Annotated in this window: 13 protein-coding genes and 4 pseudogenes; 9 read left to right on the top strand and 8 right to left on the bottom strand. The window is 39.6% G+C overall.

Features of this window, described 5'->3' with window-relative positions:
* Nucleotides 1-72 precede the first annotated feature (72 nt).
* Nucleotides 73-1026, top strand: a pseudogene (locus tag EKM96_RS09945) (ABC transporter permease); the annotation flags it as partial.
* Nucleotides 1027-1030: 4 nt separating this feature from the next.
* Nucleotides 1031-1702 carry a TetR/AcrR family transcriptional regulator gene (locus tag EKM96_RS09940; RefSeq protein WP_025025373.1) on the top strand — a complete coding sequence of 224 codons (672 nt, stop codon included), beginning with the start codon at nt 1031-1033 and terminating at the stop codon, nt 1700-1702.
* Between the two features lie 103 nt (nt 1703-1805).
* Here the strand turns inward: EKM96_RS09940 and EKM96_RS10630 are convergent.
* Nucleotides 1806-1955, bottom strand: a pseudogene (locus EKM96_RS10630) (nicotinate phosphoribosyltransferase); the annotation flags it as partial.
* Nucleotides 1956-2142: 187 nt separating this feature from the next.
* Here EKM96_RS10630 and EKM96_RS09930 point away from each other — a divergent pair.
* Nucleotides 2143-2727: a recombinase family protein gene (locus EKM96_RS09930; protein WP_086231974.1), complete on the top strand. Its 585-nt coding sequence runs from the start codon at nt 2143-2145 to the stop codon at nt 2725-2727.
* A gap of 186 nt (nt 2728-2913) precedes the next feature.
* Here EKM96_RS09930 and EKM96_RS09925 read toward each other — a convergent pair whose 3' ends face one another.
* Nucleotides 2914-3837, bottom strand: coding sequence for an IS30 family transposase (locus tag EKM96_RS09925; protein ID WP_024855102.1), 924 nt, complete (start codon nt 3835-3837; stop codon nt 2914-2916).
* A gap of 307 nt (nt 3838-4144) precedes the next feature.
* On the opposite strand from EKM96_RS09925, the gene EKM96_RS09920 reads away from it, so the two are divergent.
* A complete protein-coding gene (locus tag EKM96_RS09920) occupies nt 4145-5350 on the top strand; it encodes an NAD(P)/FAD-dependent oxidoreductase (RefSeq protein WP_011668996.1) in 1206 nt (401 codons plus the stop codon).
* Between the two features lie 159 nt (nt 5351-5509).
* On the opposite strand, the gene EKM96_RS10860 is transcribed toward EKM96_RS09920, so the two are convergent.
* The 3 genes and pseudogenes from EKM96_RS10860 to EKM96_RS09900 form a co-directional block, all read right to left on the bottom strand.
* Nucleotides 5510-5929, bottom strand: coding sequence for a transposase (locus EKM96_RS10860; protein WP_411348113.1), 420 nt, complete (start codon nt 5927-5929; stop codon nt 5510-5512).
* Nucleotides 5930-6414: 485 nt separating this feature from the next.
* On the bottom strand, nt 6415-6870 hold the full coding sequence (locus tag EKM96_RS09910) for a transposase (RefSeq protein WP_225364052.1): 456 nt from the start codon (nt 6868-6870) through the stop codon (nt 6415-6417).
* Between the two features lie 919 nt (nt 6871-7789).
* A pseudogene (locus EKM96_RS09900) lies at nt 7790-8224 on the bottom strand (DDE-type integrase/transposase/recombinase).
* Nucleotides 8225-8498: 274 nt separating this feature from the next.
* Here EKM96_RS09900 and EKM96_RS09895 point away from each other — a divergent pair.
* Together EKM96_RS09895 and clpL are read left to right on the top strand one after the other, a co-directional pair.
* Nucleotides 8499-9875, top strand: coding sequence for an FAD-dependent oxidoreductase (locus EKM96_RS09895; protein WP_024855732.1), 1377 nt, complete (start codon nt 8499-8501; stop codon nt 9873-9875).
* A 413-nt stretch (nt 9876-10288) separates the two neighbouring features.
* Nucleotides 10289-12403, top strand: coding sequence for an ATP-dependent protease ClpL (gene clpL / locus EKM96_RS09890; protein WP_086231973.1), 2115 nt, complete (start codon nt 10289-10291; stop codon nt 12401-12403).
* Between the two features lie 125 nt (nt 12404-12528).
* On the opposite strand, the gene EKM96_RS09885 is transcribed toward clpL, so the two are convergent.
* From EKM96_RS09885 to EKM96_RS09865, 3 genes are all read right to left on the bottom strand, one after another.
* Complete coding sequence (locus EKM96_RS09885; RefSeq protein WP_086231972.1) at nt 12529-13458, bottom strand: IS30-like element ISLpl1 family transposase; 930 nt, start codon at nt 13456-13458, stop codon at nt 12529-12531.
* A 571-nt stretch (nt 13459-14029) separates the two neighbouring features.
* Nucleotides 14030-14359, bottom strand: coding sequence for a DUF5388 domain-containing protein (locus tag EKM96_RS09870; RefSeq protein ID WP_041816175.1), 330 nt, complete (start codon nt 14357-14359; stop codon nt 14030-14032).
* The gene (locus EKM96_RS09865) at nt 14352-15161 is read right to left on the bottom strand and encodes a ParA family protein (RefSeq protein WP_015474642.1); all 810 of its coding nucleotides are present in this window, start codon (nt 15159-15161) and stop codon (nt 14352-14354) included. Before EKM96_RS09865 ends, EKM96_RS09870 begins: the two co-directional genes overlap by 8 nt.
* A 1534-nt stretch (nt 15162-16695) precedes the next feature.
* On the opposite strand from EKM96_RS09865, the pseudogene EKM96_RS09850 reads away from it, so the two are divergent.
* From EKM96_RS09850 to EKM96_RS10625, 3 genes and pseudogenes are all read left to right on the top strand, one after another.
* Nucleotides 16696-17037 (top strand): annotated as a pseudogene (locus EKM96_RS09850) (replication initiator protein A); the annotation flags it as partial.
* A 258-nt stretch (nt 17038-17295) separates the two neighbouring features.
* Nucleotides 17296-17577: a type II toxin-antitoxin system RelB/DinJ family antitoxin gene (locus EKM96_RS09845; RefSeq protein WP_014564139.1), complete on the top strand. Its 282-nt coding sequence runs from the start codon at nt 17296-17298 to the stop codon at nt 17575-17577.
* A complete protein-coding gene (locus EKM96_RS10625; RefSeq protein ID WP_164511024.1) occupies nt 17567-18073 on the top strand; it encodes a hypothetical protein in 507 nt (168 codons plus the stop codon). The genes EKM96_RS09845 and EKM96_RS10625 overlap by 11 nt, the downstream gene beginning before the upstream one ends.
* Nucleotides 18074-18227: the final 154 nt, after the last annotated feature.

The following is an 18227-nucleotide window of genomic DNA, read 5'->3' as shown; positions in this document are numbered from 1 at the left end:
GTTGTGGTGACACCATTAAAGACCTTTATGGGTTTTTCTGTCCACTAATATGTTCAACTTAAATTTTACAATCTACCTTATTCAAATAGCAATCCAACCAACACGTCTTTAATTAAGGCGAGTTTACAATCAGGATTAGTCAAGTTGAAAATGAAGACGCTGGTGACCGTTACTAAGAAACAGCGCGCGGCCCTTGAATCGCAACAAGCCGCTTTGAAGAAGCTGACAGCAGCCCAGACACAAGCAACGGTGACCAAGCTGAAGACTGCCATTGCACAAGCCCAGGCCCGCGGTGACCAGGCAACTGCTGAGAAATTACAAAAGCAACTCAAGCAAGCCACAGCCACGACGTCTAGTTCGACTCAGTCAGCTAAAGCAACCAGTTATACGACTAAGTCTCATTATATTTATGGTAGTAGTGATTCAACGTTCTTTGAAAGCTTTTTGCCAGCCTTTCTCGGTTTCTTTGTCTTCTTCTTTGTGTTCTTGATTTCTGGCGTTTCACTTTTGAATGAACGCACTACTGGAACCCTAAGCCGGCTACTTGCAACCCCAATTCGACGGAGTGAAATTATTATGGGCTATCTAATTGGTTATGGGGGCTTTGCCATCATTCAGACTGTCCTGACCGTTGTTTTTACAATTACGGTCTTCAAGATTCACTTAGTTGGTAGTATTTGGCTGGTCTTTCTGACTAACTTATTATTAGCGTTAGTGGCTTTGACCTTGGGTATCTTTATTTCCACCTTTGCTAACTCAGAATTTCAAATGATTCAGTTTATTCCACTGATTGTTGTACCACAAATCTTTTTTGCTGGGTTGGTTCCAGTCGATGGCATGGCCAGTTGGTTGCAAGCAATTGCCCACATCATGCCGTTATACTATGGTGCTAATGCGTTGACGGCTGTTGTGACAAAGGGTGCTGGGCTTGGCGATATTGGTGTCAATTTGTTAATATTAGTAGGGTTTATGGCCGTACTAACAATGTTGAATATTGTTGGAATGAAACGTTATCGGAAGGTGTGAGGATGTGGAACGACCACGGATACGGGATTATTTTCAACAGGATCTAAGTCAGAATGAAACGATTACACCTAAGCAACGGGCCATCCTCCAGGCAAGTCTCGATTTGTTTGCTGAAAAGGGTTTTGACCAGACCAGTACTAGTGATATTGCACAACGGGCCGGCGTTGCGGAGGGGACGGTCTATCGGCGGTATAAGACTAAGGCTGCCTTACGGGATGCCATCTTAGCACCAATTACCGCGCACATTGTGCCAATCTTAGCGAGTGATTTTTCAGAGGATAAATTACGGCAGCGTTATCCCAGTCTACAGGCATTCGTCACAGCAATTTTTACGGACCGAGTTGCATTTGCTAAAGCTAACGTGAAAGAGTTAAAGGTCATTTTTGAAATGGTAGCTTTTGACACCGAACGACGCGAACAGATTCTTAGCCAGATTGCGCCTAAGATGGTCAAGCAGATGGGAAGTGTCATAAATCAACTAAAAGCAGATCATTTGATTGTGGATTGGCCGAATGATTTGATACTGCAAAGTTTGTTATCGCAGCTATTCGGTTACCTAGCGCAGTTAATGCTGGAATTGCCGGGAACTGAAATTGAGCGCGAACAAGCGTATTTGATTACGGTGATGACCAAAATATTGACCCCGGGTGAACATGATCAAATTACTGGTCAGTGAGCTAACTGTTACTTGATATAAACTAAAGCCACTTCTGTACTTAGCGGTCATTTGAACGCTAAGTACAGAAGTGGCTTTGGTCGTTGCTACGCGTGTTCGTTTGTTAATCTGCTAGTATCGTCATTTTATTCAACAAACTAGTTTGTAACTGGCTGAGTGTGGTCGTCATGTAGACCGGGTAAAGATCTGGGTTGACGAGCCGCTGGGTTGTTCGTGGGAGCTCGGCAAGTTTAGCCATGGTAGATTGTAAAATTATTTGGGTCTAGAATTTTTGGTGTTGGAAAGTATTTCCATTCCAAAAGTACTAGGCCCTAATTTAAAAAGCCATTGATAATGGATCAAAAGCGACCAATAGGGTATACCCTATTGGCCTTTTTTATTTCTGTGATATACTAGGAATTACAAGTGTTCATTAGAACTGTCCAAAAGGAGAATTGGAAATGGCTAAAATCGGTTATGCGCGTGTGAGTTCCAAGGAGCAACATTTAGATCGACAATTAGCGGCCTTAAAAGGCGTTGATAAATTATTTACGGATAAATTAAGTGGGGCTAACACTAATCGGCCAGAACTGCAAAAAATGCTGGCCTATATTCGTGAGGGTGATATTGTCCTGGCCACTGAATTAGATCGCTTAGGCAGAAACAACCAGGATTTGACTCAGATCATGAACTCCATTCAAAATAAGGGGGCCACCCTAGATGTGTTGAATTTACCGTCCATGACCGGGATTGCGGATCCCAACTTACGGCAACTGATGACCAATTTGATTATTGAACTCTACAAGTACCAAGCTGAAAGTGAACGTAAGCGGATCATTGAGCGACAGCAACAAGGCATTGCGCTTGCCAAACAGCAAGGTAAATATCATGGCCGCAAACCCCAATATGCCAAAGATGATCCCCGTTTGCAACACGCTTTTAAGCTTTATCAAACGGGTATGAGTGATGTAGATGTTGCCCGTAATACCGGGATTAAACGGACGACCTTTATCAGATATCGAAAGAAATTCAATATACAAAGATGATGTTTACATGAGAGAATCATAGCAGAGCGGACCACTTGAAACTTCTAACTCCACTAAAATCCGAGAAATGACCAAGAAAAATGACAACTCTTCGAATATTGTTACTTCAAATTAAAATCAAAAATGATTACCTTAAAAATTGAGGTTTTTTAATTAGGCAGATTGCAAGAAATAACTTGAACGAATTTAATGACGTAAATTAAGCAAGAAGATCTCGATTGGTGTATGCCAATTAAGACATTTAAGTGGCCGTGAATTCAGATACCAATTGATTTGAACCAGTTGGTAATCACTTAGTTCTTCAATGGCTTGTCCCTTGGGAATAAACCGTCGCAAAACTCGGTTACGGTTCTCATTACTACCGCGTTCATGTGGTGAATAAGCATGGGCAAAATAAACCTGAGTACCTGTTAGCTGTTCAATTGTCTGGTAGTTAGCGAACTCTTTACCATGATCCACAGTAAGCGTCTTGAGCTTGTCTTGAAGTTGACTAGCTAGTTCAAGTACGGCTTGAGTCATGAACTGACTGTCGCGACCATGGAGCCGTTTAACAATTGTCAGGCGACTTTTACGCTCCACAAAAGTAGCCACAGCTTGACCTTTACGTTTACCAGAAAGTACGGTATCAGCTTCAAAGTGGCCGAATTCCTGGCGAGTTTCGACTTTATGAGGACGCTTCTCAATTGAGCGGCCGTGACTGAACGTACCACGCTTTTCTTTAGCACGATGACGACGAATTCCATGATCAGGCAAATCGGGTAGCTGTACATCAAGCCATCCTTGATCAATCCAGTTATAGACCGTCTTGTAGGCAATCCCCACCACATGGGCAACTTGTTCAGGGGACCACTTCTGGACTTGAATCTTTTCCTCAATCAAGTGTTTAAGGTTTTTAGTAAGCGAAGACTTTCGCCCCCGTTGACTAACCTTTCGTTCAAAGTCAGTTTGCGCTAGCTCAGCCTGGTACTCACCACTTAGTCGGTGAAGTTCGTTAAAGATGGTGGTCTTACTAAAGTCTAAGTAGTTAGCGATGTATCGCAAGGAACGTCCTTCATTATGAAGCGTTTCAATGACAACACGGTTCTGGAATGATAAAATAGTGGTGCTCATCAAGGTCCTTCTTTCTAATGGATTGTGTGGTAACACCATTAAAGACCTTGATGGGTTTTTCTGTCCACTTAAATGTTCAATTTAAATTTTACAATCTGCCATTAAAATAATATTATTTTATGCTGTGTTATCCGCAATTCTAAATCTGGATCATAGTGATATTTGATAGCTTTGTAGCAGTATGTAAATAAAATTATTATTCTGATAAAAGCAAGCAACGATTGACAATTCTGATCGTTATTTTTCGAATCATGGCGTTTTTATATTACAATGATCCTAGAAAAAGTAAAGTTATGGAGGCGATTAGATGAGTGATTTGGATCAGACAAACAGCTATCGATACGTCATTGTTGGTGGCGGAGTGGTTGCTGGCTATGCCATCAAGGGAATTCGACAGGAAGATTCAGAGGGTGAGATCTTAATTATTTCGCAAGAGGCGGATGTCCCATATGAACGACCGGCACTGAGTAAAAAACTATGGCTAGATGATGAATTTACTGAAGAGAACATTCAGATTGGTGCTGAAAATTATCCCAATGTGACTTTTAAGTTCAAGACAACGGTTACGGCTATTAATCGGCAAGATAAGGTCATTACATTGGCCGATAGTGAGCAAATCAAGTATGAACAGCTATTGCTAGCAACTGGCGGAGAACCTAGACAAATCCAGGGACCTTCTGATCCACATGTGCTAGTCTTTAGACAGTGGTCAGATTATCGCAAGTTACGTAAATTTAGTGGTCCGAACAAGCGAGTTGTGATCATTGGTGGTGGATATGTTGGTACAGAGCTCGCATCGTCACTGACCCAAAATGAGACTGAAGTTACGATGATTTTTCCAGAAAAAGCGCTGGGTGAGGGTAAATTTCCTGAGTCTATTCGGACTGAGTATGAAGCCACGTTCAAACGCAATGGTGTCACACTGATGAGTGGTCAGTTTGTCCAATCATATCAACGCCAAGGTGACCACTTGATTCTATTGACAAAGGATGGTACGGTGATCGCAGCCGATACGATCATTGTTGGGTTAGGCGTTACGCCGCGGATTAGTTTAGCTGAAGACAGTTGTTTGGATTTAGCTGATGGTGGTGTGAAAGTTAATGAGTATCTCAATACTAGTGACCCAGCCATCTGGTCTGCTGGAGATATTGCCTCTTATCCAGATCACATCTTGGGTCGGCAACGGATTGAGCACGTGGACCATGCCCGACTTTCTGGTGAATTAGTTGGCCGTAATATGGCAGGTGCTCACATGAGCTATCAGCATACCCCATACTTCTATTCCATGATTTTTGATATTTCCTGGCAAGCAATCGGTAATATTGATCCTAAATTGCAATTGATTTTTGATCGGCGAACGCATGGATCGCTTGTCTATTTCATAGATACCGATAAGTTAGTTGGTGTTTTAGTTTGGAATGTTAAGGTGAATCTTGATGATGTTCGCGCATTGCTTGCGAACGCTCCAGCTACAGATGATCTGGTGGGCTCCATTCGAGAGAAGAAGGCTTAGTATCTGGATGAGATATCGGTGAATCATTGCGTCATCACGAATGTACTTTAGAACAAAATGGCCATCATTAACGATGGCTCAGTAGCAAATAAAAACTAGCCTTGAGTCATTTTAAAGTGCATGAAGTGCAACACAAAAGTTAGACAAAAGTAAATATTATTATGCCGCTAAGGTATGTTCTCGATACTCACACGGGGACATACCCTTTATTTTTGATGAGATTCGTCGGTAATTGAACCAATTAACATATTCTAAAGAAACTGCTTTTAATTCGGCTAAGCCTTTACACGGTGAGAATCCAGCCAAACATTCGGTCTTATAAAGGTGAAAAAAGCTTTCAATCGGGGCATTATCATGACAATTTCCCTTGCGGGACATACTTTGGATAAATTCATGTTCAGATAATTTTTTTGTATAGGAATCTAGTTGGTAATGCCATCCTTGATCGGAATGAGTGATGGGTTGAACATTACTTGGTAACTTATTGATTAATTCATCAACGGTCTTGGTTATTAGAATGCAATTGGGACTATTACTGATTTGAAATGCTAAAATTTCCTTGCTGGCCTCGTCGGTAATAGCTGAGATATAAGCTCATCGTGGTTCGCTAAGCGAATTTGCGTAATATCTGTATGGAGTACTATATAAGGCTTAGCCTGTTTAAAGTCTTGTTCCAAGAGATTTTCGGCGATCTTACCGACGGTACCCTTATAAGAGGAATATTTACTACTGTTCTTGTTCCGGTTATAAAGACTCACTTGTACGCCCAATTCATCCATTAGTCGACAACCGCATCTGCGATATGAACATCAAGCTTAATTAGTTCATCTTGAACCCACCGGTAACCGTAGGTTAACCGACCACGATACTTACCATTTTCAGCATATTTATCATTATGATTTTTGATCCCTTTACGTTCATCATTATGCGTGGCCTTCTTAAGCCCAATGGCACTAAGTATATCGCCAATTCTATAACGTTGTTTCTTGGGTAACTTGACTTGATCCGCCCTGATCTGATCAACTATTTCTTTTTTTTGATGCCCTTTGAAGGTCCGAACAGGGTCATTGATTTTTTAGGATGTCATTCTCCAACTTTGTGTCATAGAATTCCTGATTCTTTTGAGCGATCTCGCTTCGTAAACGCTCGATTTCACTCTGTTTTTCTAATTGACGAATCTGTTTTTTAGAACGTTTCGTTTTGGTTGACCTACCTTTGGGATGAGGCTCTAAGCTAGAATAGCCGTCTCGAATAAGCGTTTTTCGCCAAACACTAATCTGACAGGCTAAAACGTTGTATTTTCCGGCAACCTCGGCTAAAGACTCATCATGAGTTTGGTAGTAGTTTATCACATACCATTTAAATTCTGCCGAGAACTTACGCCGAGTTTTGTACCGCTTAAGTGTTTCAATGCCGTTCAGATGATATTGTTGAAGCCATCGATTAACTTGTCGCTTGGGTAATTGATGATTTCTTGCTAGTTCCGCTCCGGAAGTACCGTCGCTGAGATGTTCATTTATAATTTGAGCTTTTAAAACAGAACTATTATTTAACCATGAAAAAAGTACCTCACAATCGTTAGACTTCTTTGTCTAACAATTATGAAGCACTTCACTAAAGGGCATTTTTAACTCTGCACAAATTGATGAAGGTAGTATCTGAGGTGATTGGTACAAGCAATATAATAACACGGATTAAGGCATAAGAAAAGCCCCTACAAGACCAAGAGTAAGGGCCAACTAATCATACATGAAAGGGCATTTTCATGCACTTAAATATTAACACTTTTTTACGTAATAAAAAAGCACTCTAGAAAGGAACTAGCGAGCTTTTTTAAGGCAAAGATTTTCTGGAATAAAATCTAAGCAAGAGGTAGATTAACTCTGGGACACTCAGAGTATAACACTTCTTCAGAACAAGAAAAGCCCCCTACCAGACTGATAGCAAGTACTCACAAAACGTAAATGAAAGAGCATCCTCATGCAAACAATATGATATCACAGATGAAAGTAATAAAAAAGCCCTTACCCATGGGGGATAGGGACTCCTTCAATCAATCAACACACATGCACGTACACAGAGATACCTCTCCATGCACTTATATACTACCACCAACTAGTACAGGGTTGCAACAATCCATAACCCAATCCAGTCAATGGCACATACAGCACCAATGAATCCCCAGTTGAGAAAAGTGGATACCAGAAATATCCAAAAGCAGGATTTCCGTAGCGTTTTCAAGTCGGCATAACTAAGTTGTGACTTACATTCCTCTTTTCTACGTTTGGATCTCTGTACCCGATTTTCATGATGATACCATCTGGACATTGACGCAATCTTAAAAATATCTCGAAATATTTCTATTACTTTCTTCTTATGGTTCTGGTGCAAAATTATAAATGGGCTCACATGAATTGATCGTTCTGGGCTATAGGCAGTTTACGCTGCCAGCATTTGTTTTAATTCATTGATCACTGAAAAACCAAGGAGACTTCCGTTTCTTCGGTTTTCTTTCCTCATTGCGTGAATAACTTCAACTCCAGCCAGGGTACTTGCTGCCGTGCGTATGTTTTGAAATCCTGCTGACTGACGATGTCTTTTGATAAATCGATGATCTTGTTCAATTAAATTGTTGCGCTATTTGGAACATTGATGGGCCTTTAGGTCCATCAAACCGTCTTTAGCCACAGGTTTAATTGCTCTGAGCGTTGCGCCATAGTGGTGAACTAAGCGCATGATCGTTGTATGGTTTACCGAAACACCCCGATCAGCCATAATTTCAACGATATCACGATAGCTTAAATTAAATCTAAAATAATAGCCAACGGCTAATGTGATGATATCTCGATTAAAATGACGACCTTTAAACCCAATTCATGTCATCAACTCTCAAGAAATTTCTTTCATTCTACCAAATTATGGGTGCTACTAAAGCTTTGCACCAGAACCGTTTCTTGTTGGTGGACGATCTAGATTGTTAAAATAGTAAATTTATTTCTCAACAAATTTCATTAGTTCCTAAAAGGAGTATTTTTAGTTGAATTTGATTGACTTATTTTTAGAATGATTCTAAACTATATTTGGACCTTTTTTGTAAGTAGATTCATCTTATTATTTGTCACCCATCTATTAGGAGGCTATATTTTTTATGTCGAAGACAAAAGTTATTGTTGTTGGTGCCTCGCACGGCGGCCATCAGTCGGTTTTGGAACTTACTCACAAATACTCAAACCTAGATATTAAACTCTTCGAAGCGGGAGATTTTATTTCTTTTATGTCCTGTGGTATGGAATTATATTTAGAAAACAGTGTAACGAGTATTAATGATGTCCGTAATTTTAAACCTGCAGATCTCGAAAAATTTGGGACAGAAGTATATGCCAATCATGAAGTGACCAAAATAAATCCAGAAAATAAGCAAGTTACCGTGAAAGATTTAAGATCCGGTAAGATACAGAGCTATGATTACGATAAATTAATCTTAAGCTCAGGCGTAACTCCAAACGATTTACCCGTTCCTGGTCATGAGCTAAAAAACGTTTATTCAATGCGCGGCAAGGATTGGGCAGAAAAGATCAAAGCAAAATTATCTGACCCAGATGTTAAAAATATTACTGTTATTGGTGCTGGTTACATTGGTGTTGAAGCTGCTGAAGCCAGCATCAAAGCTGGAAAGAATGTTACATTAATCGACATGATTAATCGGCCTCTGGGCAACTACCTAGATACCGAATTAACAGATATTTTATCAAAAGAATTGACTAGCAAAGGCGTTCAAGTTGTCACTGGCGCTAAGATTGAATGCTATGAAGGGACTGAATCGGTTTCTGCTGTTAAGACCAACGATGCAGAATATCCTAGTGACTTGATCATTCAAGCTGTTGGAGTTAAACCTAATACTGATTGGTTAAAGGGAACGGTTGAACTAGATAAGCGCGGGTGGATTAAAACTGACAAATATTTGAGAACTAATCTGCCTGATGTCTATGCCATAGGTGATGCGGTATTGGCCTATTCAATTCCTGCTCAGAGGAACATGCCGATAGCTTTAGCCACGGTTGCCCGACGTGAAGCCCGTTATGTAGTGGAACACATCTTTGAGAACACACCGTCTATGCCATTTTCAGGAGTAGTCGGCTCATCAGCATTAAGTGTTTTCGACTATCACTTTGCCACATCAGGTCTGAATATGACCACAGCCCAAAAGGCCGATATTAAGATTAACACATCTTTTTACAAAGACACTTTACGTCCAGCTTATGTCCCTATGGAGAAGGGAAATACAGAGGTCTACGTAGAGCTGGATTACAATCCAAACACTCATCAACTATTAGGTGGTGCTGTATTGTCAACTTATGATATCACTGCCCAAGGTAATGTTATTTCATTAGCCATCCAACAAGGATTAAAACTGGAAGATTTAGCCGAAGCTGACTTTTTCTTCCAGCCAGGCTTTGACCGACAGTGGAGCCTATTGAACTTAGCAGCCCAACGTGCTCTTGGTGAACTTGAGTTTACAAAATAGAAATTGTAACGACCACTTATAACTTGCTGTTTAGGATCACGAATAAATCAAAAAGAGGCTGTGACATAAGTCTCCACAAATAAGACGGTCTAGTGAGAATCCGAAGATTCTCACTAGACCGCCTTTTGATATAATGGAAAATAAAAAAGGCATCGGTCACACCCGATACCCACAGATTATCCCCGAAAGGACATCTAAATATGCAATCTACCAATTTGCAATCTACCATACTAATTAACGGCAATTTATCCTGAAAGGGTTTGTTGTAATGGTATTTCAAAGTATCTCGTTTAATACACCGATAAGCACTTTACTTAACGATACATAAAAATCGTGATACGATTCAGTTGTAGTTTTAAAGGATACTATGGTCACTAAGTTACACACATAAATTTTTATGGAGGTGTTGTACTATGGCAAATTTCTACGGAAATGATCCTTTTTTCAACAATGATATGGATGATGTTTTCAATCAATTATTTCGGCGCATGGATAATCAAAATTCGGAGCGTGCACGGTATTTAGTTAATGGACAATCGCTGACACCGGATGAGTTTGCTCAATACCGAGCAACTGGTAAGCTACCCCAAAATAATAAAACAATAGAAGTATCTAAAGATGGTAAACAGGCTGTTAAAAAAGGGGGGATTTTAGAAAAGTTAGGGACTAATTTGACGGAACAGGCTCGTGATGGATTACTAGATCCAGTGATTGGACGTGAGAATGAGATTCAAGAAACTGCAGAAATTTTGAGTCGTAGGACGAAAAATAATCCAATCTTAGTTGGTGATGCCGGCGTAGGTAAAACTGCAGTCGTCGAAGGTCTGGCACAAGCAATTGTGGCTGGTAAAGTTCCAGAAACGATTCAAGATAAAGAAATCTATTCGATTGATTTATCGTCTTTGGAAGCAGGAACTCAATATCGCGGTTCTTTTGAAGAGAATATTAAACAGCTGGTAAAGGAAGTTAAAGCAGCTGGTAATATTATTCTATTCTTCGATGAAATTCATCAGATTATCGGCACGGGTGCCACTGGTGGTGAAGACGGTGGCAAGGGATTGGCTGATATCATTAAACCTGCTTTGTCACGTGGCGAGCTGACTGTAATCGGGGCTACGACTCAAGATGAATATCGCAATACTATTTTGAAAAATGCGGCTTTGGCACGGCGATTCAATGATGTTGTGATTAATGAACCGACGGCCGCTGACACTTTACGTATATTACAAGGTGTTAAAAAGCTGTACGAAAAGCATCATCATGTTGTATTACCAGATGATGTTTTGAAGGCGGCTGTGGATTATTCAATCCAATATATACCACAACGCACTTTGCCAGATAAAGCTATCGATTTGATCGACATGACTGCGGCTCATTTAGCGGCTAAAAATTCTCAAACTGATGTTGAGACATTGGATCAACGCGTTAAAAAATTAGAGGTAGCTAAGGAGGCCGCCGTTAAATCGGAGGACTTTACAAAAGCCGCTGATATCAAGAAGTCGATCGAGGAAACCAAGCAAAAAATTAAAAAAACGGATCAAAAAGAAAAAATCACTGCCACGATTGATGATGTGGCACAATCGGTTGAACGTTTAACTGGTATACCAGTTGCTGATATGGGTGCTAATGATATTGAGCACTTGAAAAATCTTGATAAGCGTCTGAAAAGTAAGGTAATCGGTCAAGATGAAGCGGTTGAAATGGTAGCGAAGGCAATTCGGCGTAACCGTGCGGGCTTTTCAGAGGGTGATCAGCCAATTGGAAGTTTTCTGTTTGTGGGCCCAACTGGCGTAGGAAAGACTGAATTAGCTAAGCAATTAGCCTTAGATATGTTTGGAAATAAAAATGCGATTATTCGGCTAGATATGAGTGAATATGCTGATCGTACAGCTGTGTCGAAATTAATTGGTACCTCGGCTGGATACGTAGGCTATGAAGATAATGCTAATACTCTAACTGAACGGGTTCGGCGTAATCCATATTCCATTGTATTATTAGATGAAATTGAAAAGGCTGATCCACAAGTATTAACGTTACTGTTACAAGTGATGGATGATGGGCGCTTAACGGATGGACAAGGCAATGTCATTAATTTCAAAAATACGATTATTATCGCTACTTCTAATGCTGGCTTTGGTAATGAAGCATTAAGTGGTGACAAGCAACGAGACCAGTCATTAATGGATAAGTTATCACAATTTTTCCGCCCAGAATTTTTGAACCGTTTTAATGGAATCGTGGAGTTTTCACATCTGACTAAGCAAGACTTAAGTCAAATTGTCGATTTGATGTTGGCGGATGTACAAAAAACGTTAGCCAAAAAATCCATCAAACTTGAGGTAACTAAAGCGGCCAAAGATTGGCTGATGGAACAAGGCTATGATGAGGCAATGGGTGCGCGGCCATTACGGCGAGTAATTGAACAACAAATTCGTGATAAGGTAACGGATTTCTACCTTGACCACTTAGATGTCAAAAACTTGAAGGCTGATTTAGTGGATGCTGAGATTGTGATATCGGCAGCTTAGCTTAAATCAGTGTTCATAAATAACTTTATGTAAGAGGAGATTTATTGGGCAGGAGATTGCTTAATAGATATCCTTTTTTCGTTGATTTTCACCATTTGATATTAATCTATTGGTAGATTGCAAATTTAATCCGAATTTTTGGACAAATTTGTCAGCATAACCTGATACGGTGTTTGCCAGTCGAGTATTTTAAGCGGTCGCTGGTTAATTTGGAGTAACGTCGTCGTTAAATCTTGAGCACTAATGTGCTCAAAACGAGTCCCTTTAGGATAAAAATAACGTAAATTCCGATTAAAGCGTTCATTACTACCACGTTCAGCTGGCGTATAAGCATGGCAGTAATAGGTCTTAATACCATATTGTGATTCAAGTGATACTAGCCCACTAAACTCAGTGCCACGGTCCACAGTAAAGCTGTGCACCGGACCATTAAAAGTGGTTAGGAACTTAGTTAGTGCTTCATTAACAGTCGCTGTCGTCCGATCTTTTAACCGGTATGCCCAAAGGAACCGTGATTTTCGATCGATTAAAGTTAATAAAACTGCCTTACTATGCCCACGAGGACCAACGACTGTATCTAGTTCAAAATCGCCGATGCGCTGACGTTGATTAATCATCATGGGACGCTGTTCAATTGATCGCCCCAAAGATTGATTATATTTGGATCGTTGGTCAACGTTACGCCGTTGGCGTACGCCATGTTCAGGTAGATCATTCAAGGAGAAACCAATTCTCCCCTGATTTAACCAATTATAAATAGATTTAGTAGCTAGTTTAAATTCGTGAGCAATCATTCCTGGTGACCAGCTTAGACGTAAATGGTTGAGAATTTTTTGCTTTAACTCATCGCTCAGCTTAGTTTTCCGACCACATCGTGATCGCTTGTATTCGGCATCTGTTTGTGCTAATTCAGCCTGATAAGGTTGACATCGAGATAATTCATAAGAAATTGTTGACGGTGATCGGTTCAGCCGAACGCCCATTTGGATATTGGACAGCCCTAGTTCACAAAAGGTTTCGATTTTAATTCGTTCGGAATAGGTTATACTAGACAAAAGATCAGCTCCTAAAAGATGGGTTTGTGGTAAACACCATTTTAAAGGAAGCTGATCTTTTTTGTCCGAACAGCGTTCGGATTAATTTTACAATCTACCAACAAATTTCAAAAATTATTAGACCAACAACAGCAATTAAATTTATCCAGTCAGAAATTACTTGAAAATCAAAAGTCAGAACAAAATATTAAAAGCAACACCGTACAAAGCCGTGAGAACGATTCTAAAGGCGATAGCAATGATTCAGATACAAATATAAGCAAGCAAAACGAAAAGCCCTCTAATGAGACGAGAGAGAACTTTTGGAAACGGTTGTTTAGATAGGTTGTGAATATTTTTTGAGTAGTATGGGTGGCTTTTTTGCGTAAGTTAAGTGACAGCATTGATTGATTGTTATATGATTGTGTATGTCCTAAATGGACACAAGCAACGCTCCTAAGCAAAGTCTGTATGTACTGATTTCAGAAAAGCCCTCTATTCCGCATAATAGAGGGCTTTTTTGTACATTCTGCTTCATCTAAACGGACAAGTATACGTCTAAAAGCTGAACGTGTTGTCTGAGCGCGCGTGATTATTTACTTTTTACGCGTACATCACGTTTTTCTAAAGAATCAATTTGAAATTCTAATTCTTTACGTTCGTCTGAAGTCAAAGATTCAATATAAACAGATAAAGCTACTTCAATAGCTGCCTTTTGATTGTCACTATACCCTAATACAGCCATTGCTTGCAATTTGTTTCTAATGTGGTTGTTGATTTTTAGGTTTGTGTCAAAAGTAACCGAAGCAACTTGATTTTGTGGGGTTTTAATTCCTTTATTTGAATTTGAAAAATCCGAAATTTCAGCCTGCTTATCTGGCTTAATTGGGTTGCGGTTAGACCGAATCAATTTATTAGCCATTTTCAATTGCCTCCATTCTTTTTAGCATCTCGTCAGTTACGTCTTTGTATACTTTGAATACACGCCTATCAAACTGAGTATTGAAAGTAATACCAGTTATTCCATAACGCTTGATCCTCTGCATCGAGTGAATTTTATGTTTAAAAATGTTTTCAGTTCCAAACTGATTAATAGCATTTTGAATAGTTGCTTCATCTACAGGAGCTCCGGCTTGCAATAGAACAGCCAATATACCAACGATTTCCAAACGGGGAGCCTTGTAGGTATCAATAACTTGTTCCTGGATATACTCTATAAATGCTTGAGCTCCCTCAAAACTATGTTCATGAGTTTGCATAACAATTACACAATAATCGCTGGCATACAATGCTGAATCGGTGATTAACGAGATAGTAGGCGGCGTATCTATGATGACATAATCATATTTATCTTTAATAGGCTTGATAAGATTACTGAATTCTTTGACGCGTTCATTATAGTCTTTGATTTTTTCCATATAGCGTGGGAAAAGAGCAAAGTCAGGTGCAGAAGCTAGGATATCGAAGTTTTCTTTTATATGTATTAAAGATTGAGTTAAATCGCCATCTTCAATACTAGCCATGAGAGATTTTTTAAAATGGCCAACTTTTCCATCAATATTAACTTTAGTATTCAAGAGTAGATTTGTGGCGTTTCCTTGGGGGTCCAAATCAACTAGTAGTGTTTTGTAACCACGATTGCTAAGGTCTAGAGCTACTAATGTTGAATTACTAGTTTTTCCAACTCCACCTTTAAAATTTCCAAATGTTATGGTTTGTGTCATGATAACGCCTCCTAACGATTGTTGTTATATTAGCACTATATCGCTTTTGAATCAACACGATATAGTGCTATAGTGCGTTAGTTCTATAGTTCTATAATGCTGTTGTTCTGTAGTGCTTATGTTCTACAGTGCTATAGTGCTGTAGTTCTTTAGTTCCGTAGTGCTAGCACTACCGTATAGCTTTAAGCCCTATGTGCAAGCATTTACTAAAAGAAAAAGCAGTGCCGTAGTTCTTTAGTTCCGTAGTTCTATAGTTCTATAGTGCTGTAGTGCTTATATTCTGTAGTGCTGTAGTTCTTTTATTCTATAGTTCTGTAGTGCTGTAGTGCTAGTTTTTTAAAGCATTGACTTTTGTTGTGGTTGAGCTATAATTCTAAATGAAATCGATAAATAGAACATAAAAAAACACCCACCAACAGCCATTGGTGAGCGCCACAAAAGTCATCTAGTTTAATGACTATTATATCATGGCCGGTGCGATTTTTAAAGCCCTAGGGGACAAGCTGGGGTCTAAATCCAAGGGGACACGTTTGCCAGTGCGACTTCAATAAGTCTGGCTATACCACAACAAGGTTATCTGTACGGCTGGGTGGTGAATGGTGAGCGCGACCATTAACGGCGCGGGTGGTAAAACGAAGCTTCGGCTTGGTGCCACTGATTAGTTGGTGATCGAACAAAAATAAATACGTATCATCAACGCCTACTAGGGCGTTTTTTAGTAGGTTAAACCGAAAACGTAGGTTTATAATGAGTGGTGGTAGCAATACCGCAATTGTACAGACAAGCGACGGGCGTTAACGACCGACGAACTAAGGGGAAACTTTTAGTAGTAGAATTGTACTCTGGTTCAGTTATTCCAAATAGCTGATTCCAGGGAACAATTCTGCGCTCAAAACGTCACTCCCTCTAAACTGAATGGAAAACCGTAACCCGTCAAGTCAAATTCCAAAGAAAAAAAGAAAGTTGGTGGAATTGTTGGAATGTAAGGATTACATTGTTCCATTGAATCCAGATGTGATCGTTAAGAAGACAATCTATCGGAGTTCTGCAAGAATTACTGATCGACAAAGGAACCAAGTGAAGAGAGTTTTGCGTAGTCAAGGGTATCAGGGAAGAATTAGTGGTATTCGATACACTCGGGTAAATTACAAGTATTCATTTAAAGTATCAGTGAAGTATCGGGGAAGTGTTGGCAAATTTTTGGTTAATACAAAGAATGAGACAGTTGAATTTAAGGGAATGGTCTAGGAGCAATACCAGTAAATTTCACAAACTTCCTTTCCCCAATTAAAACCAATCTGCGACCTATATCACTTCTTTTTTGGACAAGTTCACAATCAAAAAATAACGGAATGTGGAAGTACCGCGGTGAATGTGGGTTACTTGGGATAAGCCACCTTATGTAAAGTGAAAATTGGTATACTAAGAAAGGCTCCCGGTTTAACACTGGAGGCCTTTTTTCTAGGTTACATATTTTGAGGATGAATGTTTTTATCTTCGTAGTTTTTACTTGGGTGCTGTAACATGATGAATACTGCTTAGTTTTTGGTGCCGTACCCCGCAACAAATGCGGCGCTTCATTGGCATTATCTTAAATGCTAAGTACCGAGTTGAGAAAGATCACAAAGATATTGGCGTCATAATCCCACTTGATGATGAAGAACTCAAACCTTTAATGACTAAAGCCTTGAGACGCTACTTTAACGCCCTAAGAAGCAATGAGAAGCATATCAAGAACGTGGAAAACTACTTGTACGGCACCATGCAAAACCTATTTGGCGTTTGGTGGAATAAACAAGCGGCTAGAGAATATGCGGCCAAACACCCTGAAGAAGAAAAATCGGCCGACAACGATAACAGTGGGTTGTACTACTAGTCCTAAAAGGCTAAAAAATCCTTTCTAAGTGATTTTAAGACTTACTAACCTATTTTACTTAAGTTAGATTTAAATGGCTTAAACATAAGAATAGGGGCTTTTAAATGAGTGTCAGAGCTAACCAGACTAACCAGCTCAAAAGTTCAGCCTTTAGATCAACGCCAAGCTCAAGTGATTTGAGGCCAAGGCTTTATCTATTGATAAGGTACTCAAAAGGTAGTATAATGGTAGTAGTAAAAGAAAGGAGATGAGACAATCATGGCAGTTAAGGAAAAGAAACGGGTCCAAGTCAAGATTGATAAAGATTTGGCCGATGATACCGAAGCAATTTTAAGCGAATTGGGCTTAAATCCAACTACGGCTATTAACATGTTTTACAAGCGGATTGTTGCTAATGGTGCTTTACCTTTTAATGCGTCTTTAAGCGAAGAAGAAAGAGCTAATTTACGCTTTTTAAAGGCGACCGAAGGGACACCAGTCACCGAGTTCAAAGACGCTAAAGAGGTCGCTGATTGGCTCAACGATCCAGATGAGGACTAATGACTTAGTCAGCCTATACGTTAGTTTTGTAGAAACTAACGGTGGCAAGTCTCGGCCAGTTTTAATTCGTCGGGTATCAGAACAGAAGGTCGAGGCTTTTAAAATTACTAGTCAGTATGAAAAGAAGTCGGCTTATATCAAGCAACAATATTATCCGATTCAAGATTGGAAATCCGCTGGGTTGAAGAAACCTTCCTGGGTCGATCTTGGTAATATTTATCGCTTTCCCAAAGCCGGTTTAAACTTTAAAGAAATCGGTCATTTAAGTAAGCTAGATCAAAATAAAATTTCAGATTTTACGCTTGACCTAATATCAAAAAGAAGAGGTAAGGGTCAAAAGATAATTCAACAGCAATCAAGTAAAAGGAAGCACAAAGAAAGTAAAGCAGAGCTTACACAAAGAATTCAAAAACAGTTAAAAGACTTTGCTAAACACAATCCAGAAATTAAGCCAAAAAACAATCCTGAAAATAAAAACGATCGGCCTAGTTATTAGGTTGATCGTTTTTTAATTTATCCGGTTTATGGGCGTTAACATAGTCAGCAAATATTTTTAAAAGTTCTTCGGTTTGTTCGACCGAGAGGTTATTAGCTTGAAAGTACTTTTCTAATAAAGCCCCTTTTTGAATTAATCGGCGAGAACGGGCTTT

Origin of the sequence: Levilactobacillus tangyuanensis (assembly GCF_003946545.1) — a bacterium.
Lineage (GTDB): Bacteria > Bacillota > Bacilli > Lactobacillales > Lactobacillaceae > Levilactobacillus > Levilactobacillus tangyuanensis.
Note: the sequence above shows the minus strand (reverse complement) of the source record. Positions and strands in the feature narration are given on the sequence as shown.

Excerpts from the sequence above, each read along its gene's own strand:
- EKM96_RS09895 (WP_024855732.1), top strand. The coding sequence starts at position 8,499 with ATGTCGAAGACAAAAGTTATTGTTGTTGGTGCCTCGCACGGCGGCCAT.
- EKM96_RS09930 (WP_086231974.1), top strand. The coding sequence starts at position 2,143 with ATGGCTAAAATCGGTTATGCGCGTGTGAGTTCCAAGGAGCAACATTTA.
- clpL (WP_086231973.1), top strand. The coding sequence starts at position 10,289 with ATGGCAAATTTCTACGGAAATGATCCTTTTTTCAACAATGATATGGAT.
- EKM96_RS09920 (WP_011668996.1), top strand. The coding sequence starts at position 4,145 with ATGAGTGATTTGGATCAGACAAACAGCTATCGATACGTCATTGTTGGT.
- EKM96_RS10625 (WP_164511024.1), top strand. The coding sequence starts at position 17,567 with ATGAGGACTAATGACTTAGTCAGCCTATACGTTAGTTTTGTAGAAACT.
- EKM96_RS09870 (WP_041816175.1), bottom strand. The coding sequence starts at position 14,359 with ATGGCTAATAAATTGATTCGGTCTAACCGCAACCCAATTAAGCCAGAT.
- EKM96_RS09925 (WP_024855102.1), bottom strand. The coding sequence starts at position 3,837 with ATGAGCACCACTATTTTATCATTCCAGAACCGTGTTGTCATTGAAACG.
- EKM96_RS09865 (WP_015474642.1), bottom strand. The coding sequence starts at position 15,161 with ATGACACAAACCATAACATTTGGAAATTTTAAAGGTGGAGTTGGAAAA.
- EKM96_RS09845 (WP_014564139.1), top strand. The coding sequence starts at position 17,296 with ATGGCAGTTAAGGAAAAGAAACGGGTCCAAGTCAAGATTGATAAAGAT.